The organism is Streptomyces sp. NPDC002994 (genome assembly GCF_040611155.1).
GTDB lineage: Bacteria > Actinomycetota > Actinomycetes > Streptomycetales > Streptomycetaceae > Streptomyces.
The window spans coordinates 47,958-70,071 of record NZ_JBEXNQ010000024.1; the positions used below are offsets into that span (position 1 = coordinate 47,958).

At 70.2% G+C, this 22,114-nt stretch carries 19 protein-coding genes and 1 riboswitch; of the genes, 2 read left to right on the forward strand and 17 right to left on the reverse strand.

Annotated features, from left to right (window positions below; translation table 11 throughout):
* Positions 1–6: 6 nt before the first annotated feature.
* The gene (locus tag ABZX79_RS28045) at positions 7–918 is read left to right on the forward strand and encodes an STM4011 family radical SAM protein (RefSeq protein ID WP_355263442.1); all 912 of its coding nucleotides are present in this window, start codon (positions 7–9) and stop codon (positions 916–918) included.
* Here ABZX79_RS28045 and ABZX79_RS28050 read toward each other — a convergent pair.
* From ABZX79_RS28050 to ABZX79_RS28060, 3 genes are all read right to left on the reverse strand, one after another.
* On the reverse strand, positions 871–1,662 hold the full coding sequence (locus tag ABZX79_RS28050) for an SGNH/GDSL hydrolase family protein (RefSeq protein WP_355263445.1): 792 nt from the start codon (positions 1,660–1,662) through the stop codon (positions 871–873). The two genes, ABZX79_RS28045 and ABZX79_RS28050, sit on opposite strands and share 48 nt — an antisense overlap.
* A gap of 189 nt (positions 1,663–1,851) precedes the next feature.
* On the reverse strand, positions 1,852–2,769 hold the full coding sequence (locus tag ABZX79_RS28055) for a LysM peptidoglycan-binding domain-containing M23 family metallopeptidase (RefSeq protein ID WP_355263448.1): 918 nt from the start codon (positions 2,767–2,769) through the stop codon (positions 1,852–1,854).
* A gap of 2 nt (positions 2,770–2,771) precedes the next feature.
* A riboswitch (cyclic di-AMP (ydaO/yuaA leader) is annotated at positions 2,772–2,945 on the reverse strand.
* Between the two features lie 340 nt (positions 2,946–3,285).
* The gene (locus ABZX79_RS28060) at positions 3,286–5,382 is read right to left on the reverse strand and encodes an alpha-galactosidase (RefSeq protein ID WP_355263451.1); all 2,097 of its coding nucleotides are present in this window, start codon (positions 5,380–5,382) and stop codon (positions 3,286–3,288) included.
* A 166-nt stretch (positions 5,383–5,548) separates the two neighbouring features.
* Here ABZX79_RS28060 and ABZX79_RS28065 point away from each other — a divergent pair, with 166 nt between their 5' ends.
* Positions 5,549–6,376, forward strand: a complete 828-nt coding sequence (locus ABZX79_RS28065; RefSeq protein ID WP_355263454.1) for a tyrosine-protein phosphatase — start codon at positions 5,549–5,551, stop codon at positions 6,374–6,376.
* Here ABZX79_RS28065 and ABZX79_RS28070 read toward each other — a convergent pair whose 3' ends face one another.
* The 14 genes from ABZX79_RS28070 to ABZX79_RS28135 form a co-directional block, all read right to left on the reverse strand.
* Complete coding sequence (locus ABZX79_RS28070; protein ID WP_355263457.1) at positions 6,377–6,529, reverse strand: DUF6126 family protein; 153 nt, start codon at positions 6,527–6,529, stop codon at positions 6,377–6,379. It lies immediately after the preceding gene.
* Between the two features lies 1 nt (position 6,530).
* Positions 6,531–7,136, reverse strand: coding sequence for an XRE family transcriptional regulator (locus ABZX79_RS28075; protein WP_355263460.1), 606 nt, complete (start codon positions 7,134–7,136; stop codon positions 6,531–6,533).
* 20 nt (positions 7,137–7,156) lie between these two features.
* On the reverse strand, positions 7,157–8,554 hold the full coding sequence (locus ABZX79_RS28080) for an aspartate aminotransferase family protein (protein WP_355263463.1): 1,398 nt from the start codon (positions 8,552–8,554) through the stop codon (positions 7,157–7,159).
* Positions 8,551–10,464 carry a 1-deoxy-D-xylulose-5-phosphate synthase gene (gene dxs, locus ABZX79_RS28085; protein ID WP_355263466.1) on the reverse strand — a complete coding sequence of 638 codons (1,914 nt, stop codon included), beginning with the start codon at positions 10,462–10,464 and terminating at the stop codon, positions 8,551–8,553. Before dxs ends, ABZX79_RS28080 begins: the two co-directional genes overlap by 4 nt.
* A 25-nt stretch (positions 10,465–10,489) precedes the next feature.
* Entirely contained in the window at positions 10,490–11,656 is a 1,167-nt protein-coding gene (gene ispG, locus ABZX79_RS28090) for a flavodoxin-dependent (E)-4-hydroxy-3-methylbut-2-enyl-diphosphate synthase (protein WP_355263469.1), read from the reverse strand.
* 4 nt (positions 11,657–11,660) lie between these two features.
* Positions 11,661–12,683, reverse strand: a complete 1,023-nt coding sequence (gene hpnH / locus ABZX79_RS28095; protein ID WP_355263472.1) for an adenosyl-hopene transferase HpnH — start codon at positions 12,681–12,683, stop codon at positions 11,661–11,663.
* A gap of 5 nt (positions 12,684–12,688) precedes the next feature.
* On the reverse strand, positions 12,689–13,345 hold the full coding sequence (locus tag ABZX79_RS28100) for a 1-hydroxy-2-methyl-2-butenyl 4-diphosphate reductase (RefSeq protein ID WP_355263475.1): 657 nt from the start codon (positions 13,343–13,345) through the stop codon (positions 12,689–12,691).
* A 35-nt stretch (positions 13,346–13,380) separates the two neighbouring features.
* The gene (shc, locus tag ABZX79_RS28105; protein ID WP_355263478.1) at positions 13,381–15,417 is read right to left on the reverse strand and encodes a squalene--hopene cyclase; all 2,037 of its coding nucleotides are present in this window, start codon (positions 15,415–15,417) and stop codon (positions 13,381–13,383) included.
* Positions 15,418–15,538: 121 nt separating this feature from the next.
* On the reverse strand, positions 15,539–16,633 hold the full coding sequence (locus ABZX79_RS28110) for a polyprenyl synthetase family protein (RefSeq protein ID WP_355263481.1): 1,095 nt from the start codon (positions 16,631–16,633) through the stop codon (positions 15,539–15,541).
* A complete protein-coding gene (gene hpnE, locus ABZX79_RS28115) occupies positions 16,630–18,030 on the reverse strand; it encodes a hydroxysqualene dehydroxylase HpnE (protein WP_355263484.1) in 1,401 nt (466 codons plus the stop codon). Before hpnE ends, ABZX79_RS28110 begins: the two co-directional genes overlap by 4 nt.
* A gap of 127 nt (positions 18,031–18,157) precedes the next feature.
* Positions 18,158–19,096, reverse strand: a complete 939-nt coding sequence (hpnD, locus tag ABZX79_RS28120; RefSeq protein WP_355263487.1) for a presqualene diphosphate synthase HpnD — start codon at positions 19,094–19,096, stop codon at positions 18,158–18,160.
* Between the two features lie 26 nt (positions 19,097–19,122).
* Positions 19,123–20,025 (reverse strand): squalene synthase HpnC, encoded by a 903-nt coding sequence (hpnC, locus tag ABZX79_RS28125; RefSeq protein ID WP_355263490.1) that lies wholly within the window; start codon positions 20,023–20,025, stop codon positions 19,123–19,125.
* A gap of 352 nt (positions 20,026–20,377) precedes the next feature.
* Positions 20,378–21,163 (reverse strand): ABC transporter ATP-binding protein, encoded by a 786-nt coding sequence (locus ABZX79_RS28130; protein WP_214979048.1) that lies wholly within the window; start codon positions 21,161–21,163, stop codon positions 20,378–20,380.
* Positions 21,156–22,091 (reverse strand): ABC transporter permease, encoded by a 936-nt coding sequence (locus ABZX79_RS28135; protein WP_355263494.1) that lies wholly within the window; start codon positions 22,089–22,091, stop codon positions 21,156–21,158. Before ABZX79_RS28135 ends, ABZX79_RS28130 begins: the two co-directional genes overlap by 8 nt.
* Positions 22,092–22,114 lie beyond the last annotated feature (23 nt).

Sequence of the window (22,114 nt, forward strand, 5' to 3'; positions counted from 1 at the left end):
CCGGCCATGGACCTCACGATCCTCTACCGCGGCCCCCTCGCTTCCTGCGACTACGACTGCCCGTACTGCCCGTTCGCCAAGCGGCGTGACAGCCGCGAGCAGTTGAGCGCCGACCGCGCCGCGCTGGAGCGCTTCACCGAGTGGGCCGCCGCGCAGACCGGCGACCGCCTCTCCGTCCTCTTCACACCCTGGGGCGAGGGCCTGGTCCGCTCCTGGTACCGCCGCGCCCTGACCGAGCTGTCCCGGCTGCCGCACATCCGGCGCGTCGCCATCCAGACGAACCTGAGCTGCCGCACCGACTGGCTCACCGAAGGCGAAGCCGGCGCCGACCTCGGCACGCTGGCGCTGTGGTGCACGTACCACCCGGGCCAGACACCGTACGACCGCTTCCTCGCCAAGTGCCGCGAACTCACCGCCGGTGGCGTGCGTTTCAGCGTCGGCGTCGTCGGCTTCCCCGAACATCTCGAAGAGGCGCGCAGGCTGCGCGCCGCGCTCCCCTCCGAGGTCTACCTGTGGATCAACGCGGCGGAAGGCCGCACCTACACGGACGAGGAAGCCGGCCACTGGACGGCCCTGGACCCCCTTTTCCCGTACAGCCGCCACCCCCACGCCTCCGCCGGTCTCCCCTGCCGGACCGGCGAGTCGGTGATCTCGGTGGACGGCGAAGGCGGGGTCCGCCGCTGCCACTTCGTGCCCACCGAACTCGGCAATCTCTACGACGGCTCGTACCGCCAGGCACTGCGCCCGCGCGCCTGCCCCCTCGCCGCCTGCGACTGTCACATCGGCTACGTCCACCTGGAGACGCTGCCGCTGTACGACGTGTTCGCGGGCGGCGTTCTGGAGCGCGTACCGGCCGCCACCCGCCTGCCCTCACAGGGGCAGCAGATCGGGCCTCTTCGCCTCGACGTGATCACCTGACGACTCCCCGCGCAGCCGCCGCCCGATCCACGGCACCAAGTGCTCCCGCGCCCACTGGATGTTGTCCCGGCGCGCCTCCAGCGTGCCGCGCGGCGCCTGCGGCGGCCACGCCTGGTCCGGGTCGGCCGGTACGTCGAGCCCGAGCACCTGGGCGGCGCGCAGGGCGACCCGGGTGTGCCCCTCGGGCGAGAGGTGCAGCCGGTCGCCGTCCCAGGCGCGCCTGTCCTGTACGGACTTGAGCGACCACAGGTCGAGCACCGGGCAGTCGTACCGGTCGGCGACCGCCCGTACGTGCGCCGTGTACGTCGCGATCTTGCCCCGCAGATGGCGCAGCACGGGAATGCCGCGCGTGTCGAAGCCGGTGGTCACCATGACGGTGCCCACGGCGTTGGTGAGGTCCGCGACGGCCCGTTCGAAGCGCTCGGCGACGTCGTCGGGGTCGCTGCCCGGCCGGAGGATGTCGTTGCCCCCGGCGCAGAAGCTCACCAGATCGGGTGCCAACTCCTTAGCGCGCGGGACCTGCTCGGCCACGATCTGGTCGAGGAGACGGCCGCGTACGGCGAGGTTGGCGTAGCGGAAGGTGTGCTCGGGGACGCGGTCGTCGAGGAGTACGGCGAGCCGGTCGGCCCAGCCGATGAACGCACCGTCGGGTCCGGGATCTCCGACGCCTTCGGTGAAGCTGTCGCCGATCGCCGCGTACGACCCGATCGTGACTGCATTGAATGATCTCGAATCGTCTGCCACGTCGGCACATCCTTCACTGGAGCGAGTGACCTACGCCACCGTAGGGAGGGGTTGACGCAGCGTGATATATGACACCGGTCAAGATTCACCCAACCCGGAATAGACCGAAAAAGCACGTACGCCCCCTTTTGCCGCCGGATGTGGCAGCGAAAAGGGGGCGTACGAGAGCGTGCAGGCAGATCAGATGGTTCAGATGGTGACGCCGTGGCCGCGCAGGTAGGCCAGCGGGTCGACGTCCGAGCCGTAGCTCGGGCCGGTCCGGATCTCGAAGTGCAGGTGCGGGCCGGTGGAGTTGCCCGTGCTGCCGGAGAGGCCGATCTGGGTGCCGCCGCCGACGCTCTGGCCGGAGGAGACGGACAGCGAGGACAGGTGGGCGTACTGCGAGTAGCGGCCGTCCTCGTGCTTGATGACGACCTCGTTGCCGTACGAGCCGCTCCAGCCCGCGGAGACCACGGTGCCGGCACCGACCGCCTTGACCGGGGTACCGCTGGACGCGGAGAAGTCGACGCCCGTGTGGTAGCCGCTGGACCAGCTGCCGCCGGCCATGCGGTACGGGGTGGTGACGCCCGCGGAGACCGGGGCGGTGAAGCCGGATCCGGTGCTCGGCGCGGCGGCCGCGGGGGCGGCCTTGGGGGCCTCGGCCTTCGGGGCGGCCTTGGGGGCCGCCTTCACGGGGGCGGGCTTCGCCGGAGCGGCCTTCGCCGGGGCGGCGGCCTTCGCGGGGGCAGCGGCCTTCGCACCGATGGTCAGCTTCATGCCGGGCAGGATCAGCGAGGGGTTGCCGCCGACGACCTCACGGTTGTCGTCGTACAGCTTCTGCCAGCCGCCCCGCACGTCCTGCTCGTCGGCGATCTTCGACAGGTAGTCGCCGGAGACCACGGAGTAGGTCTTGGTGCCGGCCTTCTTCGTCGGCGCGGCCTTCTCGGAAGCGGCCGAGGGGGCGGACTTGCCGGCGGACGCGGCGGCCGGGGCCGCCTTCTCCGCGGCGTTCGCACCGGTGGCGGCGATGAGCGGAAGTGCGAGTACGGCCCCGCCCGTTCCGGCGGCGACGAATCCGCGAGTGAGCGAGTTGGACCTCGGGCGGCGGTGCTTACCCTTTGCGGGCATGGAACATTCCTCTCCGGCGCCTACGAGGTGAGCTGTCGGGTTCGGGCTGGAGATGCCCGGCCGCGCTGGTGCGCGACTTAACCCCAAAGCCGGTCCGGACGGGGAACTTCCCCGATGACCGGCGTACTTACCTGGTTCCCCCGCTCCTGCCACGCGTGAGTGAGTGTGAGTGCGGATTCCGGGAGGTGGCAGGATTCGGCGGTCCACCCGGATTGACGGTGACCGTAAGCCGACGCGGCTCTCCCGTACAAGCCAGTCCATTCATTCCGCCATTGCCCCACGAGAATTCATGGAGCAATTCCCGTCACCCTCTGTGGATTACGGATCTTTACGCCCCGCCCGCCAACTGGCATTTCCTCGCAGCGCTTCGCCACGCACCGTCACGAATATGATCCTGCTCACCAGCAGCCCCGCCATTTCCCGTACCCCCATGGGGAGTTACACCGAAATGGTCCGTTTCGCCCTAACTGCCACTTACCTCCCGCACTGCACTGTAAGGGCGTCAAATCCCAGGGCTCACGTCCTCCGCAGCCGGAAGACCGCCGCGTCGAGATCGCCGCGCAGCGCGGTGCGAAGCCCCCGGTGGAGCAGTACGGAACCCCGGTGCACGGCAGAGGTGTCGAGGCAGGCGTACGCCGCAGCCGGGTCCAGCCCGCGCAGACGCAGCGGCGGCTGCTCCTCGCCGTAATGCTGCGCCTGGAGCCAGGCGAGGACGACGGTGTCGTCACCGCGCACGTACTGAACGGCGCTGAGCCCGCCGTCGGGCGCCCGCAGCCGGTACAGCTCGCCGTGCTGCACCACCGGCCTGATCTCCTTGTACAGGTCCACCCACTCGCGCGCCTCGGCGATCTCGTCCTCGCCCCAGCCGGTCAGATCGCCGCCGATGCCGAGCACGCCCGCCATCGCGCTCACGAAGCGGAAGCGCAGCGAGCTGACCCGCCCGTTGAGCTGAGTGTTCGGGCTGTCGGTGACCCACGCGGCCATCGCCCGCGCCGGGTGCAGCTGGCTGAAGCCGTGCTGGATGGCGAGCCGGTCCAGCGGGTCGGTGTTGTCGGACGTCCACACCTGGTCGGTACGGGACAGAATCCCGAGGTCGATCCGGCCGCCGCCGCCCGAGCACGACTCGAAGGCGACGCCGGGATGCGCGGCCCGCAGCCGGTCGAGGAGCGCGTACAGGGCGTGCACGTGCTCGGTCCACAGCCGCTGCGGGTACGGTTCGCCCGGCCAGCCCGCGTCGGTGAAGCAGCGGTTGAAGTCCCACTTCACATAATCGATCGGAGCGCTCGACAGCAACCCGTCGAGCTGCTCCCAGAGGTACGCCTGGACGTCGTCCCGCGCCAGATTGAGGACAAGCTGGTTACGGAACTCCGTGCGGGTGCGCCCCGGATGATGCTGCACCCAGTCGGGATGCGCCCGGTACAGATCGCTGTCGGCGTTGACCATCTCGGGCTCGACCCAGATCCCGAACCGCATGCCCAGCCCGTGCACTTCGTCGGCCAGCGGCTTCAGCCCGCCGGGGAAGCGGTCCGGATTCGGCGTCCAGTCCCCGAGCCCGGCGCGGTCGCTGACCCGCGCGCCGAACCACGCGTCGTCCACGACGAACAGCTCGACACCGATGTCCGCGGCCCGCCGCGCCAGCGCGAGCTGCTGGCCCTCGGAGATGTCGAACCCGGTCGCTTCCCAGGAGTTGTAGAGAACGGGCCGCGAGCTGCGAGCGTCGGGCATGACGTGCGCGAGCTGCCAGGCGTGCCACGCCCGGCTCGCCCCGCCGAATCCGCCGTCGCTCCACAGCCCCGCGAAGACGGGCGTGGTGTACGTTCCGCCGGGCGCCAGCCGCAGCAGACCCGAGTCGTCGTGTCCCGCCCCGCCGGTGATCTGCACCGTCCCGTCGGGCAGTTGCTGTACGGCGATGCGCCACGACCCGGACCAGCCGAGGGCGCAGCCGTACACCTCGCCGCTCTCCTCCGTGGCGCCCTCGGCGTCGAGGGCGACCCAGGGCAGGTGCTGGTGCCCGGTGTGGCCTCGGCGGCTGCCCAGCACCTTCTCGCCAGGGGTAAGCCCGGACCGTACGAGCCGGGATTCGGCCGCCCACCGGCCGTGCAGCTGGCTCAGCCGCCACCGCTCGCGCCGGGGCAGCGTCCAGGCGGCGGCGTCGGCCCGCAGCAGCTCGAGGGCGGGGGCATCGGCCGGTCCTTCGTGCGCGACGGTGGCCCACCGCTCCACGACGTCGGAGTCCGCGCGCATCCGGTAGTGCAGGGTGAGGCCGAGGTGATGGACGGGGTCGGCGAAGCGCAGCCGCAGTTCGTCGCCGTCCGTGGCGGATCCGGCGCAGCGCCACTCGGTGCCGCGCACGGCGGGCGTACGAACCGACAGGGCCGGCCGTGCGAAACGGGGGCCGCCCTCGACGGGGTACTCCTCGCGTCCGTCGAGCTGCGACTCGAAGGGCCAGTACGGCGGCGGCGGTTCGGCGGCCAGCGACTCGGCGTCGGCGAGGGAGATCCGCGGCCCCCAGTGCAGGTGGACCAGCTCGTCGCGGTCGGTGAGGTGCAGCGCGTAGCTGCCCGCCGCCCCGGAGAGCAGCCAGGTACGGCCGTTGTCGCCGGTGTCGATCATCAAGTCCCCCAGATTCGCACAGGTCCGAACATCTTCGTACGTCCGGACTCCCCAGTGCAACGACCGCGCGGTCCGATCCGAGATGATTGCCCCAGGAACCCATGTCGTATCGTCGAAACGCGCCGAAGTCGGCGAGCAGCGCCGACGGCAGACTTCAGGAGCCCACGTGACACAGCAGCTGCCGCAGGTCCCGTCGACAGAGCCCGAGCAGACCGAGCCCGAGCTTGCCGCGGTGCGCAACTTCCGCGATGTGGGCGGCCTGCCGACGGTGGACGGGCGACGGGTCCGGTACGGCGTCCTCTTCCGCAGCGGTCACCTGGCGCACGCCACCGCCACCGACGCGGCGTTCCTCGGTTCGCTCGGCCTCCACACGATCTTCGACTTCCGCAATGAGGCGGACCAGAAGCTGGAGGGCCCCGACATCGAGCTGCCGGGGGTGCGCAACGTCAACCTGCCCTTGACGGACCCGGCCGACGGCGCGGTGTTCTGGAAGATGGTCCGCGACGGGAACCTCGACGAGCTGCGCGAGATCCTCGCTGACGGCAAGGCCGCGGGCCGGATGTCGGCGACGTACCGGATGATCATCAAGGAGCGTACGGCCGAGCAGAGCCGGGTGCTGCACGCGCTCGCCGGGGAAGCCGTCCCCGCGCTGATGCACTGCGCGGCGGGCAAGGACCGCGCGGGCCTGTCGATAGCCGTGACCCTGCTGGCGGTCGGCGTCGAACGCGAGGCCATCGAGGCCGACTACCTGAAGTCGAACGACCCGCACCGCCGCTACAAGGTGAAGCGCAGCGACAACTCCCCCGCGGCGATGTCCCCCGAGGTCATGGAGCTGCTCAGCCCGCTCTTCGAGGCCCGCGCGGAGTACCTGGCCGCCGCCTTCGAGACCATCGAGGATGTCTGGGGCACCACGGACCGCTACCTCACGGAGGGCCTGAACGTCAGCGACACGACCCGCGAGCGGCTGCGGCTGCGCCTGCTCGACGGAAGCTGATCAGCGCTCGCCGCCGAGCGTGAAGAGCAGGTAGACGAAGGCCGCGAAGAGGTGGCCCGCGACGACGTACACGAAAACCCGGATCGCCAGGCCCGTGGGGATCTTGTCCTCCACGAAGCGGCGCGCGGCGGTCTCCTCTTCGGGCATGGGCATGTCAGGTCTCCTGAGGTAGGCACAGCCCGGCGGCGGCGCTCTGCAACAACGTGTGAACGAACAGCAGCTCGGCCCCGTCCGGGGTGGCGGCCGCGATGCGGTGCGGGGTCAGCGAGTCGAAATGCGCGCTGTCCCCGGCATCGAGGTGGTGGACACTCTCGCCGAGCACCAGCCGCAGCGGCCCCGACAGCACGTACAGCCACTCCTCGCCGGGGTGGACGCGCACCAGGTCGCCCTGAGCGCCGCCGTACGGCACACGCACCCGCAGCGCCTGCATGGCACGCCCCGAGCCACCGGCCCGGTGGTACGTCCAGCCGCCGGACTCCCGCGCCTGTGCCTCGTCGGCGCGCAGTACGGCGTCCCGGTCGCCCGGGGTCTCCCCCAGGAGTGCGGAGACGGTCGTACCGTAAACACGCGCCAGTGTGAGCAGCATCGGCAGCGACGGCTGGCGCTGTCCCGTCTCCAGCCGGGACAGGTGCGCGGGCGAGAGCCCGGCGCGCCGGGCGGCCGCCTCCAGCGTGAGGCCGCTGTGCCGGCGCAGGTCGCGCTGTCGCGGGGCGACGGAGGGCAGCGCTCCTTCGTCCGGCTCTTCGAGGCGGGGTGTCATGCCTTCATTGGGCCACGAAATTACTTGTTGCCGACCGCCTGCTTCACCAGTGTCCTCCCGAAGTCCCACATCAGACCGCCGCCGCTGTGCGCGTCGTCCATCACCGCCGTGAACGCGTCGACGAAGCGGTCCACCTCCTTCTCGCCCACCGTCAGTGGCGGAATCAGCTTGATCACCTCGAGGTGGTCGCCGGAGACCTGGGTGAGGATACGGTGCTTCTGAAGCAGCGGTACGACGACCATCTGCGCGAAGAGCCCCTTGCGAGCGGCCTGGAGCATGGTCCAGCGGCTGCGCAGCTTCAGCGAGCTGGGCCGGCCGAACTCGATGCCGATCATGAGCCCGCGCCCGCGTACGTCGTGCAGCAGCTCATAACGGCCGATGAGCGCGGTCAGCCGCTCGCGCAGCAGGTCGCCGGAGCGCCGGGCGTTCGCGACGATCTCCTCGTCCTCCATCACCGCGAGGACGGCCAGCCCCGCCGCCATGGCCTGGGCATTGGAGCCGAAGCTGGCCGAGTGGACCAGCACCCGGTCCATCGACGAGTAGACGCGCTTGAAGATCCAGTCCTTGCCGAGGGTCGCGCCGACCGGAACGTAGCCGCCCGAGAGCGCCTTCGCGACGCACAGCAGATCGGGTTCCACGCCCTCCTCGTGCTGGTACGCGTAGAAGTCACCGGTCCGGCCCAGCCCCGTCTGCACCTCGTCGGCGATCAGCAGCGCCTTGTGCCGCCGAAGAAGCTCCTGGGCTGCCCGGAGAAACCCGGGCGGCGATTCATGAACGCCCTTGCCCTGGATCGGTTCGACGACGAAACCGGCCACGTCGCCGCGCTTCAGCTCCCGCTCCAGGGCGTCCAGGTCGCCGAGCGCGATCGCGGTGTCGGGCAACAGCGGCGCGAACCCGTCCCGGAAGCCGGCCTCGCCGTTGACCGACAGCGAGCCGGTGGTCAGTCCGTGGAAGGCGTGCGCGCAGTACAGGATCCTGGGCTTGCCGGTCGCGTACCGGGCGAACTTCAGCGCGGTCTCGACGGCTTCCGTGCCGCTGTTGCCGAAGAACACGCGGTCCAGGTGCGGGCTGTGGGTGAGCAGCTTCTCCGCGAGCAGACCGGGGAGCGGCTGGCAGTCGAACCGCGTCAGGTCTGCGAGCGAGGCGTCCAGGACGTCGTGCAGCGCCTTGCGTACGACGGGATGGTGCCGGCCGAGGCCCATCACGCCGAAGCCCGCGAGCATGTCGAGGTAGTCGTTGCCTTCGGCGTCCCAGAAGTAGGCGCCTTCGGCCCGCTCGTAGACCTTGTCGAACCCGATGGTGCGCAGCATGCGGGGCAGCTGATGGTTCAGGTGTCTGCCGTGCAGCTCGTAGCGCTCGGCCCCGCGCTCGGCGAGAAGCTTCACCAGGTCGAACCCGTCCCGTGCGCCGTCCGTCATTCCACGGTCTCCTTAGCGTTCACCAGTTGGGCCGCCCGCGCTTCCCCGGCTGCCAGGGCGAGGCTGATCCGCCCCGCGATCGATGCGGGCGTGAGCCCGATGTCGGCCAGCACCTCACCGCGCTTGGCGTGCGCGAGGAACTGCTCGGGGATGCCGTACGTACGCAGAGGTACGTCGACTCCGGCATCCCGCAGCGCCTGCCCGACGGCCGAACCGACCCCGCCACTGCGGCTGTTGTCCTCGACGACCGCGACCAGGCGGTGCCGCTCCGCGAGCGGCGCGAGCTGCTCGTCGACGGGCTTGACCCAGCGCGGATCGACGACCGTGCAGCCGACACCGCGCTCCGCCAGCAGCGCGGCGGCCTCCAGGCAGACGGACGCGAGCGCGCCGACGGAGACCAGGAGTACGTCGGATTCGCCGCCGCGGTGCAGTACGTCCATCCCGCCCACCCGGCCGGCCGCCGGGATCGCGGGCCCCACCGAATCCTTGGGGAAGCGCACGACGGTCGGCGCGTCGTCGACGTCGACGGCCTCGCGCAGCTGGGCGCGGAGCTGGTCGGCGTCGCGCGGTGCGGCGATCCGCAGCGTCGGGACGCACTGGAGGATCGACATGTCCCACATGCCGTTGTGCGAGGCGCCGTCGACGCCGGTGACGCCCGCCCGGTCGAGGACGAAGGTCACGCCGCACTTGTGCAGCGACACGTCCATCAGCAGCTGGTCGAAGGCGCGGTTGAGGAACGTCGCGTAGACGGCGACGACGGGGTGCAGCCCGCCGGTGGCCAGCCCGGCGGCACAGACCGCGGCGTGCTGCTCGGCGATGCCGACGTCCCAGACCCGGTCGGGGAACGCCTCGGCGAACCTGGTCAGCCCGACGGGGTGCAGCATGGCCGCCGTGATCGCCACGACGTCGGGCCGCTCGGCGCCGATCCGAACGATCTCGTCGCCGAACACCGATGTCCAGGAGGGGCCGTTGGCCGGCGCGAGGGGCTCGCAGGTCAGCGGGTCCATCGCACCGACCGCGTGGAAGCGGTCGGCCTCGTCCTGCTCGGCGGCGGCGTAACCGCGCCCCTTCTCGGTCAGGCAGTGCACCAGCACCGGTCCGTGGAAGCGTTTCGCGCGGCTCAGTGCCGACTCGACGGCGGCGATGTCGTGGCCGTCGATCGGACCGACGTACTTGAGCCCCAGGTCTTCGAACATCCCCTGCGGGGCGATGAAGTCCTTGAAGCCCTTCTTCGCGCCGTGCAACGACCCGTACAGCGGCTGCCCGATGACGGGCGTGTGCTGGAGCACGTCCTTGCACCGGGCGAGGAACCGCTCGTACCCGTCCGTCGTCCGGAGGGTGGCGAGGTGGTCGGCGAGCCCGCCGATGGTGGGGGCGTACGAGCGCTCGTTGTCGTTGACGACGATGATCAGCGGCCGGTCCCGGGCGGCGGCGATGTTGTTCAGCGCCTCCCAGGCCATGCCGCCGGTGAGAGCGCCGTCACCGATCACCGCGACGACGTGGTCGTGCCTGCCGAGCACCTGGTTGGCCTTGGCGAGTCCGTCGGCCCAGCCGAGGACCGTCGAGGCGTGCGAGTTCTCGATGACGTCGTGCGCGGATTCCTCTCGCGACGGATAGCCGGAGAGGCCGCCCTTGCCGCGCAGTTTGGAGAAGTCCTGCCGGCCGGTGAGCAGTTTGTGTACGTAGCTCTGGTGGCCGGTGTCCCACAGGACGCGGTCGACGGGTGAGTCGAAGACCCGGTGCAGGGCGATGGTCAGTTCCACCACCCCGAGATTGGGCCCGAGATGACCGCCCGTCCGGGCCACGGCCTTTACCAGGAACTCCCGGATTTCGGACGCCAGCTGAGAGATTTCGCTCTCTGCCAGATGCTTCAGGTCGCGCGGCCCCCGGATGCCTTCCAAGATAGTCACGCTCGGGCCCCCTCTCTCTGATCCTTCAGCTCACAGTGACGGCGGGTGCCCCCGAAGGGATGCCCTCGTCCTCCATGGCTGCGGCGATCTTCATCGCCTCTTCGATGAGCGTCTCGACGATCTTCGACTCGGGCACGGTCTTGATGACCTCGCCCTTGACGAAGATCTGACCCTTGCCGTTGCCGGAGGCGACCCCGAGATCCGCCTCACGCGCCTCGCCCGGACCGTTGACGACGCACCCCATCACGGCGACGCGCAGCGGCACCTCCAGGCCGTCGAGACCGGCGGCGACCTGGTCGGCGAGCTTGTAGACGTCGACCTGGGCGCGGCCGCAGGACGGACACGACACGATCTCCAGGCGGCGCTGCTTGAGGTTGAGCGCCTCCAGGATCTGGAGGCCGACCTTGACCTCTTCCACGGGCGGCGCCGACAGCGAGACCCGGATGGTGTCGCCGATGCCCTCGCTCAGCAGCGCGCCGAAGGCGACGGCCGACTTGATGGTGCCCTGGAAGGCGGGGCCCGCCTCCGTCACTCCCAGATGCAGCGGGTAGTCCGACCGCGCCGCCAGCTGCCGGTACGCGTTGACCATCACGACCGGGTCGTTGTGCTTGACCGAGATCTTGATGTCACCGAAGCCGTGCTCCTCGAAGAGCGACGCCTCCCACAGCGCCGACTCCACCAGGGCCTCGGGCGTGGCCTTGCCGTACTTCTCGAGCAGCCGCCGGTCCAGCGACCCCGCGTTCACGCCGATACGGATCGGCGTCCCCGCGTCGGACGCCGCCTTGGCGATCTCCTTCACCTTGTCGTCGAACTGCTTGATGTTGCCCGGGTTCACCCGGACCGCCGCGCAGCCCGCGTCGATCGCCGCGAACACGTACTTCGGCTGGAAGTGAATGTCCGCGATCACCGGGATCTGCGACTTGCGCGCGATGGTGGCCAGCGCGTCCGCGTCGTCCTGTGTCGGACACGCAACCCGTACGATCTGGCAGCCCGAAGCGGTCAGCTCCGCGATCTGCTGAAGCGTCGCCCCGATGTCGGACGTCCTCGTCGTCGTCATCGACTGCACCGAAACGGGCGCGTCCCCGCCGACCGCCACCGACCCGACCTGGATACGCCGCGAAGCGCGACGCACCGCCAACGGCCGGGCCGGCAGCTCGGGGAGCCCCAGTGCTACAGGCTCACCAACGCTCATCACGTCACCCGTGGCTTCCCGAGACCGTATCGCGGACCGCGCGCAGCGACTCCTTGAGCGAGCCCATGGTCGCGAGGACGGCCGTCGGCTCGTAGCCGCAGTGCGCCATGCAGTTGGCGCACCTCGGGTCCTTGCCCCGCCCGTACTTGCTCCAGTCGGTGTCCTCGATGAGCTCCCGGTACGTCGCGACGTACCCGTCGCTCATCAGGTAGCAGGGCCGCTGCCACCCGAAGAGCGTGTAGTTCGGAATCGCCCACGCCGTGCACGGGAAGTCCGCCTTGCCCTCCAGGAAGTCCAGGAAGAGCGGCGAATGGTTCAGCCGCCAGCGCCGCCGGTTGCCACCCGCGAACGCCTTCTTGAACAGCTCCCTGGTCTGCTCGACCCCGAGGAAGTGCTCCTGGTCGGGAGCCTTCTCGTACGCGTAGGCGGGCGAGATCATCATCTCGTCCACCTTCAGGTCGTCATTGAGGTAGTTGAGCACCTCGATGATCGTCTGCGGCGTGTCCGTGTTGAAGAAGGTGGAGTTGGTGGTGACCCGGAAGCCGCGCTTCTTGGCCTCCTTGATCGCCTCCACCGCCTCGTCGAACACCCCTTCCTTCGCCACCGATTCGTCGTGCCGCTCCCGCAGCCCGTCGATGTGCACGGCGAAGGCGAAGTACGGCGACGGCGTGAACTTCTCCATCTTCTTGCGCATCAGCAGCGCGTTGGTGCAGAGGAATACATACTTCCTCTTCGCCACCAGCTGCCGCACGATCTCATCGATCTGAGGGTGCATCAGCGGCTCGCCACCCGCGATGGACACCATCGGAGCGCCCGACTCAAGTACGGCGCCCACGGCCTGGGCCACGGGCATGCGCTGCTTCAGAACCCCGGCGGGGTGCTGGATCTTGCCGCAGCCCTCGCATGCGAGGTTGCAGGCGTAAAGAGGTTCGAGCTCGACGATGAGCGGGAACTTCTCACGCTTGCGGAGCTTTTGTTCAACGAGGTACGTCCCGACCCTGATGGTCTGACGGAGCGGCATGGCCATCTAGCTCACCTCCTGGGGAGCAGCAAAGAACGGTGCCATTCAAAAAAAGCCGGCAGAACTGCGCGGAGAACACGAAAGGCCGATATTCCACCGCGAAGCGTCCCAATGCGTACGAGCTCGTGCTCCGGAGCGTCCACGACCACCCGAACGGCCGCAACCGGACGCGGCCCGGCCCGCAGCGCGCTCCAGAGCGTCGCGGCGGATTCCATGTCCACCGCGATGGCGCCGGTTGCCCGCAGCTCGGCCCGCTCGTGTCCCCGTACGACGTGGTCGGCGCCGGTCAGCGGGCCGGTGTGGACGGTGCGCCCGGGCACCGCCCTGGCCAGCGCCTTCGCCAGCAGCTCCACGCCCGTACAGGCGGTGCTGCCGCGGGGGCCGCGGGTCTCGTCGGCGACGATCAGGTCCCCGGGGTGCATCCCGGGTGCGAGTCCCGCGCAGAAGCCGGACGCGATGACGCAGGCGTCCTCGGCCGGTCCGCCGGGGGCGAGCGCCCGGGTGACGGCCTCCTCGGCCGCCTTGGGCCCCATGCCCGTACGCACAACGGTCACGGGCGGCCCCGGCACCTCCTTGCGCGCACCGCTGCGCAGCGCGAACCGCTCGATGCCGAGCGCGCAGGCGATCAGCAGCGGTGCGGGCCGCGGGGGCTCCGAGGTCCGGCGCATGGGGTCCATCGGACCCATCGGGTCCATCAGGCCCATCAGGTCCCTTCCCGGATGCCCAGGTCCGGGAAAGTGGGCTCCCCGTGGACGTACCGCCCGAGAGCGGTGAGCGGGAAGACCTGCCGGTAGAGGTTGTAGTTGATGGAGAAGTCCCACGGGAATCCGGTCCCCGTGAAGTACGGCTCGTCCCAGGAGCCGTCCTCCCGCTGGGTCTCGGCGAGCCAGGCGACGCCCCGCTCGACGGACTTGGCCTCCTGCTCCCCCGCCGCGAGGAGTGCGAGCAGCGCCCACGCGGTCTGTGAAGCGGTCGAGGCGCCGCGACCGGCCCAGTCGGCCGTACGGTACGAGCGCAGGTCCTCGCCCCAGCCCCCGTCGTCGTTCTGGACGGACTCCAGCCAGTCGACGGCGCGGCGGATCGCGGGGTGGGCGGTGGGCAGCCCGGCCGCGGTCAGTGCCGGTACGACCGACCCTGTTCCGTAGACGTAGTTGACGCCCCAGCGTCCGAACCAGGCGCCGTTCGGCTCCTGTTGGCCCAGCAGCCACTCGATGCCGCGCCGGGTGCGCGGGTCGTGTGCCTTGCCCTCGACGGCCAGCATCTCCACCACATGGGCGGTGACGTCGGCGGACGGCGGGTCGATGACCTCGCCGAAGTCGCAGAAGGGCAGCCGGTTGGGGAAGGGGCTGGTGTTGTCGGCGTCGAAAGCGGCCCAGGCACCGTTCCTGGACTGCATTCCCAGGTTCCAGCGGACGCCGCGTTCGATGCTCGCTTCGGTCCACGCGCGGTCCGGGTGCGCGACGCGCCGCAGCGCCAGAACGACCTCGGCGGTGTCGTCGATGTCCGGGTAGTTGTCGTTGTGGAACTCGAACGCCCAGCCGCCCGGCTCCAGCCCTGGCCGGCGTACGGCCCAGTCACCCGGCCGCACGATCTGCTCGCGCATCATCCAGTCGGCGGCCTTGACGAGCGCCGGGTCGTCGGGCCGTACCCCCGCGTCGGCGAGCGCGATGGTGGCGAGGCAGGTGTCCCAGACCGGCGACTGGCAGGCCTCGATCATGCGGGAACCGTCCTCGCGCCACACCGTGAACCGGTCGAGCGATTCGAGTCCGGCGCGCATCACCGGATGGTCCAGGTCGTATCCGAGCAGGTGGAGCGCGATCAGCGAGTACACGGCGGGCGGCTGGATGCCGCCCCAGCAGCCGTCGTTCTCCTGCCGCTCGATGATCCAGCGCGCCGCGCGCTTCATCGCCGCGCCGCGCAGCCTGGCAGGGGCGAACTTGCGGTAGACGTGCAGGGCCTTGTCGAGCCGCTGGAAGGCGCCTTCCCAACTGGTGGGCGTGGCAAGCCGCTTGCGGGGGTTCGGCACGCGGGCGTTGGTGTGCAGCTCGTCGAGCGCGAACGGCGCGGGACGCACCGGCCGCTTCGCCGAGACCACGGTCAGCGGCACTATGGTCTGCCGCGCCCAGCAGCCGAAGTCGTAGATGTTGAGCGGGAACCACGGGGGAAGGAAGATCAGCTCGGGTGGCAGCTCGGGCAGATCGTCCCACTTCCACCAGCCGAACAGCGCCAGCCAGATCCGGGTGAAGACGCGGCTCGCGGCGATGCCGCCGCGCTCCCTGATCCAGGCCGCGGCACGCTCCATGTGCGCGGCGTCCGGCAGGTCTCCGGCGAGCCGCAGGGCGACGTACGCCTCGATGGTGGTGGAGAGGTCGCCGGGTCCGCCGTAGAAGGTGGCCCAGGTGCCGTCGTCGCGCTGCTCGTCGCGGATGAAGAGAGCGGCGGCCCCGAGGGTCTTCTCGTCCTGAATGCCAAGGAACTGACGGAGCATCAGGTCCTCGGCGTCCATCGTCACATTGGTTTCGAGGTCACCTTTCCACCAGCCCTGATCGTCCTGCTTGGCAAGCAGATGCGCGACCGCGCGGTCCGTGGCCCGCCGCGCCGCGTCCAGGACGTCGGTGGTGTTGGTGTTGGTGTTGGGGGTGTTGGGGGTGTTGGTGTTTTTGGTCTGCTGGGCGAATTCGCTGGCCGCGGCTGCGCGGGGCTTCATGGCCCCGGTGCTTCCGTCGGTCGTCGCTGTCATGGCTTCCCCTTCGTGGCAGTTGGACATCTGCTGTGCTGGGGTCTGACGTCGTCCGGTGCCGGGTTTACGGCGGGTCCCGGCACCGGACGGCGACTTGCGAGTCATATGAGGCGGATGCTGATCATCTCTTTCGTACGACGACGAAGTCCGCGAGCGCGGTGAGCTGCGCACGGACCTGCGGGGGCATGTCGACGCCGTCCAGCGCCTCGATGGCGACGGCATGCTGCCTGCGGGCTTCCTGCGCCGTCCACTCACGGCCGCCCGCCTCCTCGATCAGAGCCGCCCTGGTGGCGAACTCCTTCTCGGAGAAGCTCTCGAAGTCGTTGCTCTTGGCGTCGGCGGAGAGCAGCTCGCCGAGCCGCTTCGACGCCGGACCGCCCGCGGCCAGCGCCGCCACGACGGGCAGGGACTTCTTGCGCTGGCGCAGATCGCTCCAGGTCTGCTTTCCCGTGGCGTCCGGGTCGCCCCAGATGCCGAGCAGGTCGTCGACAGCCTGGAAGGCGAGACCGAGGTGGTAGCCGTACGCCTCCAGCGTGTCGGCGGTACGGTCGTCCGCCCCGCCGAGCACCGCGCCGATGGAGACCGCGCAGGCGAGCAGCGCGCCCGTCTTGTTGCCCTCCATCTCCAGGCACTCCTCGACGGTGACCCGCTCGCGGTGCTCGAAGGAGATGTCCTGCGCCTGGCCGTCGATGAGCTTGCGGGTGGCGGTGGTGAGCCGGCGCGTGGCACGCCCCGCCTCGACGGTGCCCATCTCCAGCAGCAGCTCGTTGGCGAGCGCGAAGAGCGCGTCGCCGACGAGGATCGCCTGCGCGGGGCCGTGCACCTTCCACACCGTGTCACGGTGCCGGCGCTGCTCGTCGCCGTCCATCAGGTCGTCGTGGAGCAGCGAGAAGTTGTGTACGAGTTCGACGGCGACGGCGCCGGGGACGCCGATCTCGGGCGGCGCGCCCGCCGCCTCCGCCGACAGCAGCGCGAGCGCCGGCCGTACCGCCTTGCCGCCGTCACCGTCGGCCGGCCGGCCCTGGGCGTCGATCCACCCGAAGTGGTACGCCGCGACGGTGTCCATGGGCGGCGCGAGCCGGTCCACGGCGGCCTTCAGCACCGGCGTGGACATGGTGCGGCCGCGCTCGAGCAGCGCGGCGATGTCCACCGTGGTGTTGTCGACCGGATTCACCGGGGTCACAGGCTCTCCTCTTGTTTCCATACCAGTGCTCATACCGCCTCCTGCAACGGATGTTTATGGACGCGGCCGAGTTCGCGGAGGGCCGCGCCGGCGGCGGTGATGCCGCTTCGCACGGCGCCCTCCATGGTCGCGGGCCATCCGGTGGCGGTCCACGCGCCCGCCAGGTACAGGCCGGGCGCGTGCGTACGGGCGCCGGGGCGCAGCCGTCCGACGCCGGGGGTGGGAGCGAACGTCGCTGTCCGCTCCCGGGTGACGAAGAAGTCGCGTACGCCCGCACCGCGCGCGGCGGGCAACAGCCGCTCCAGCTCGGGCAGATAGCGCTCGCGCAGCTCGGCGACGGGCGCGTCGATCTCGTCCTGGGCCGCGGACTGGGAGACGGCGAGGTACTGCCCGCCGCCCTTCAGCCCGGAGGACTCCGTGCGGTCGAAGACCCACTGCACGGGGCTGCCGAGCGCCGCGAAGAAGGGCCGGCGCAGCACCTTGCGGTCGTACACGACATGGAGGTTGAGGATCGGCGCGGTGCCGATGTCGAGCAGCCGGTCGGGGGCGTCGATGACGCCCTCGGGCAGCAGTGCGTGCGTCTCGCGCTGGGGTACGGCGAGCACGACGGTGTCGGCCGCGATCCGCTCCCCTGCCGTCTCGACCTCCCAACCACCTTCTGCCGAACGGGAGATGGAGGCGACCCGGGTGCGCAGCTCGGTCCGTACACCCGCCGAGTCGAGCGCCTTGCGGGCGAGCGTGTCGTGCAGGTCGCCGAGCGGTACGTGCGCCCAGCCGATGTCGGCGGCGCCCGGCTCGGAGAGCAGCCCGGTCTTGAAGACCATCGCGGCGAGGCCGAGCGAGGCGTTCGGCGCGGTCGCGTTCAGCGTCGCGACGCCGACGAGGTCCCACAGGGCCTCGATGGTGCGCCGGGACTGCCCGTGGCGGCCCAGCCAGGTGGCGAAGTCCACACCGTCCAGCGCCGGATCGGCCGGGTCGAGCTTCTTGAGGGCGAGCGCGGCCCGTCCCACGCTCGCACGTTCGGCGAGGGACAGGTGCGGATACGTCGCCAGGCTCGCGGCGAGGTGCAGCGGTACGGGCAGCGCGGTGCGGCGCAGCCGTCCGAGCCGGGGTCCCGCCGCCCGGCCGACGTCGAGCACGGGTACGTCGAGACGGCTCTGCAGCGGCGCCAGCGCGGCGCCCCCCACCCGCTCCAGGAACCAGCGGTAGGCGGTGCAGCAGCGCAGGTAGACGTGCTGGCCGTTGTCGACGGTGAGGTCGCCGCGGCGGAAGGAGAACGCGAGGCCGCCCAGGCGCGGGCGCCCTTCGAGCAGCGTCACCCGCATCCCGGCCTCCGCAAGCTGGAGCGCGGCCGTGACGCCGGCCAGCCCTCCTCCGACGACGACCGCGTGCCCCGGTGCCCCGGGCCCGGCCGGCATGGAGCGTGTCATGCGCCCTCCCCTCGGACCTCGCCGACGATGTACGCACGACGGGCCGTTGCAGTCAGGGACGCGTCAGCCCGCCGGGGGGTTGCGCGTCCCTTGTACCCGTTCGTCCCGCCGGCCGCAACGGGCCTCATCAGACCCGCCTCCTGCTGTGGTTGCGGGTGATGTGCCGGGCGTCGAGGCCCGACAGGCCGCGTACGGCGACGTACGCCTTCTCTCGTCCCGGCAGCGAGACGCGGCCCCGCAGCACGGCCCCGGGGTCGCGCTCGATGCGGTCCAGCAGCCGCCGGTAGATGCCGGCCATGGCTGCGACACAGGCGCCGGAGCGCCGGTCGAGCAGGGGCAGCAGCCGGTAGCCCTCGGCGAACAGGGCCCGGGCGCGGCGTACTTCGAAGTGGATCAGGCCCGTGAAGTCGGACCCTTCGGGCGGGGTGGGGCCCTGGAAGCCCGCCGAGCAGCCGAACTTGGCGAGGTCGTCGGCGGGCAGGTACGTGCGCCCGTTCTCGGCGTCCTCGCGGACGTCGCGGAGGATGTTGGTGAGCTGGAGGGCGAGGCCTAGCGTATCGGCGTACTCGGCGGCGCGTTCGGTGGAGCGCGCGCCGGTCTGGGTGCCGAACACGCCCAGGGAGAGCCGCCCGATGGCGCCCGCGACGCACCGGCAGTAGACCTTCAGGTCGTCCCAGGTCTCGTAGGTCTCGCCGCGTACGTCCATGAGGACGCCGTCGATGAGCTCGTCGAGCCCTTCGAGCGGGAGCGGGAAGCGGCGGGCCGCGTCCGAGAGCGCCACGGCGACCGGGTCGGTGTCGTCGTCGTCGATGATGCCCGCGCGGATCCGGTCGAGCAGCGCGCGGGTCTCCTCGAGCCGCGCCTGCTTGACGCCGGGCGTGAGGACGCCGTCACCGATGTCGTCCACGCGCCGCGAGAACGCGTACAGCGCCGACATCGCGTTGCGCTTGTCGGTCGGCAGAAGCCTGATGCCGTACGCGAAATTGCGCGCCTGCTGTCCGGTCACGGCCTCGCAGTAGCTGTACGCGGCGAGTACCGGTGCGGACCTCTGCGTGAGTCCTTCCACGGGCCGGCTCACCCCTCTCTTCGGTCTCATCGCAGGACTGCTCCCACCGCGCGCAGCAGGCTGAGCTTGGTGGACTTGGGCGGTCCGGGGAGCACGTCGTAGTGGGCGGCGGCGATCGCCGTGAGCGCGGCGCGTCCGCCGCCGACGAAACCGGCGAGCAGCAGCTTGAGTCTGCCGTTGACGCTGCCCACGAGGGGGATGCCTTCGTCGAGGAGGCGCCCGGCGCGTTCCACTTCGTACGCGATCAGCGCGCGCACCGAGGCGTTCGCGGACGGCGCGGCAAGATCGGCTTCCTCGACGTGGAAGCGCGCCATGTCGTCGGCGGGCAGGTAGATCCGGTCGCGGCCGAGGTCCTCGCCGACGTCCTGGAGGTGTTCGACGATCTGCAGGGCGGTACTGACCGCGTCCGAGCGGCGGATCCGCTCCGGGCTCGCGGTGCCGGTGACCTGGAGGACCAGCCGGCCGACGGGATTGGCCGACAGCTCGCAGTACGCGACGAGGTCGTCGTAGGTCTTGTAGCGGCGTACGAGTTGGTCCTGCCGGTTGGCTTCGATGAGCCCGATGAAGGGCTCGGGGGTGAGCGAGCAGCGGCGCACGGTGGGCACCAGGGCGCGCAGGAGCGGGTGGCGCGGGCCGTCGCCACAGGCGTCGAAGACGCGGCGCAGGTCGGCCTCGAAAGCGTCGAGCACGATCAGGCGGTCGTCGGCCAGGGCGGGGTCGAGGCCGAGCAGGCGGGCGTCGGCGCCGCCGGGCGCGAGGTCGCCGTCGCCGATGTCGTCGACGAGGCGGGCGTAGCCGTAGACGGCCATCAGATCGTCCCGCCAGGCGCGGGGCAGAAAGAAGGGTGCCACCGGGAAATTCTCGTCGGCGGCCTTGTCCAGGGTCGTGCGCGCGTGTGCGTCGGTGCGCACCTGCCGGGTTCCGGTCATCGCGGGCTGCCCGGTGCGGGGACGGCGTAAGCGTCTTCGAGCTGGAGAGTTTCCATAGCCATTGCCGTCACATCTCCCGTTCTACACTGCCGACCTAATACATCCCATTTCGGACACGCCGCCCACCGGTACAGCTTACGTTGTACAACGACCAGCACCGCCCCGGGGTGTTGGGCGCATTGCAACAAGGCAGCAATATGCCTCAACCTTCCCGAAGGTGGCCGGAGTTGACGATTCCGGCATGTTACGGCGCGCCGGACCGCTCGCGTCGCGCAGACACGCAGACAACGCAAACACCACAGCACCCCCGCCGGGAGGGACCCGGCGGGGGCACCGAACGGTGACCCGGGTGCTAGCGGCCGGTTTCCTTCTCGTACGCCTTGAGGACCTCGTCCGTGGGGCCGTCCATCAGCAGCTCGCCCTTCTCCAGCCACAGGACGCGGTCGCAGGTGTCCCTGATCGACTTGTTGCTGTGGCTGACCAGGAAGACCGTGCCGGCCTCCTTGCGGAGCTCGCGAATGCGCTGCTCGGAGCGGATCTGGAACTTCCGGTCACCGGTCGCCAGCGCCTCGTCGATCATGAGTACGTCGTGATCCTTGGCGGCGGCGATGGAGAAGCGCAGGCGAGCCGCCATGCCGGAGGAGTACGTGCGCATCGGCAGCGTTATGAAGTCGCCCTTCTCGTTGATGCCGGAGAAGTCGACGATCTGCTGGTAGCGCTCGCGGATCTCCTCGCGCGTCATCCCCATGGCGAGGCCGCCGAGGATGACGTTGCGCTCACCGGTCAGGTCGTTCATCAGCGCCGCGTTCACGCCGAGCAGCGACGGCTGGCCGTCGGTGTAGACCTTGCCCTGCTCGGTCGGCAGCAGGCCCGCGATGGCACGGAGCAGGGTCGACTTGCCCGATCCGTTCGTGCCGATCAGACCGATCGCCTCGCCCCGGTAGGACGTGAAGGAGACACCGCGGACGGCGTGCACCTTGCGTACCCCGGGTGAGTCGCCTTTGCCGCGCTTCATCATGCGGTTCAGGGCGGCGGTGGCGCTGCCGCGACCGCCCGCGCCGGCGTTGACGCGGTACACGATGTGCACGTCGTCCGCGATGACCGTGGGGACGCGTCCTTGCTTGTTGTCATCAGCCACGGCCGTACCTCTCCTCAGCCTTCCAGAAGTACACGAAGCCCACGAGGCCCACGAGCAGCGCCCAGCCCAGGGCGACGCCCCAGACGTGCGGGGGCAGGTTCTCGGAGCCGTACCCGTCGATCAGGCCGAAGCGGATGAGATCCATGTAGACGGCCGCCGGGTTCCACTGGAGCACGTCCGTGACCCAGCCGGGCAGGTCCTTGTCGGCGAGCATGACCGGGATGCTGAACATCACGCCGGACGCGTACATCCACGTACGCATCACGAAGGGCATCAGCTGGGCGAGGTCGGGGGTCTTGCTGCCGAGCCTGGCCATGATCAGCGCGAGGCCGATGTTGAAGACAAACTGGACGGCCAGCGCGGGGAGGACCAGCAGCCAGGAGAGCGAGGGGTAGCTGCCGAACGCCATCGCGATGATGACCAGCACGATCATCGAGAACATCAGCTGCTGGAGCTGCTGGAGCGCGAAGGAGATCGGCAGCGAGGCGCGCGGGAAGTGCAGCGCTCTCACCAGGCCCAGGTTGCCGGAGATCGACCGTACGCCGGCCATCACCGAGCTCTGGGTGAAGGTGAAGACGAACACACCGGTGACCAGGAAGGGGACGTACACCTCCCGCTTCATGCCCCGGTCGGCCTCCAGGATCAGGCCGAAGATCAGGAAGTACACGAGGGCGTTCAGCAGCGGAGTCGCCACCTGCCACAGCTGGCCGAGCTTGGCCTGGCTGTACTGGGCGGTCAGCTTCGCCTGCGAGAACGCGAGGATGAAGTGGCGGCGGCCCCACAGCTGCCGGACATAGTCGATCAGCCCCGGCCGGGCACCGCTCACCGACAGGCCGTACTTGGCGGCGAGCTCCGCCGGGGTAAGTCCGTCGTCGGGAGATGGCGGGGCGCTCGTCGCGACCGCACCGTCATGGGTTGTGTCACTCACAAGTTGAAACTTTCGTGTTCAAG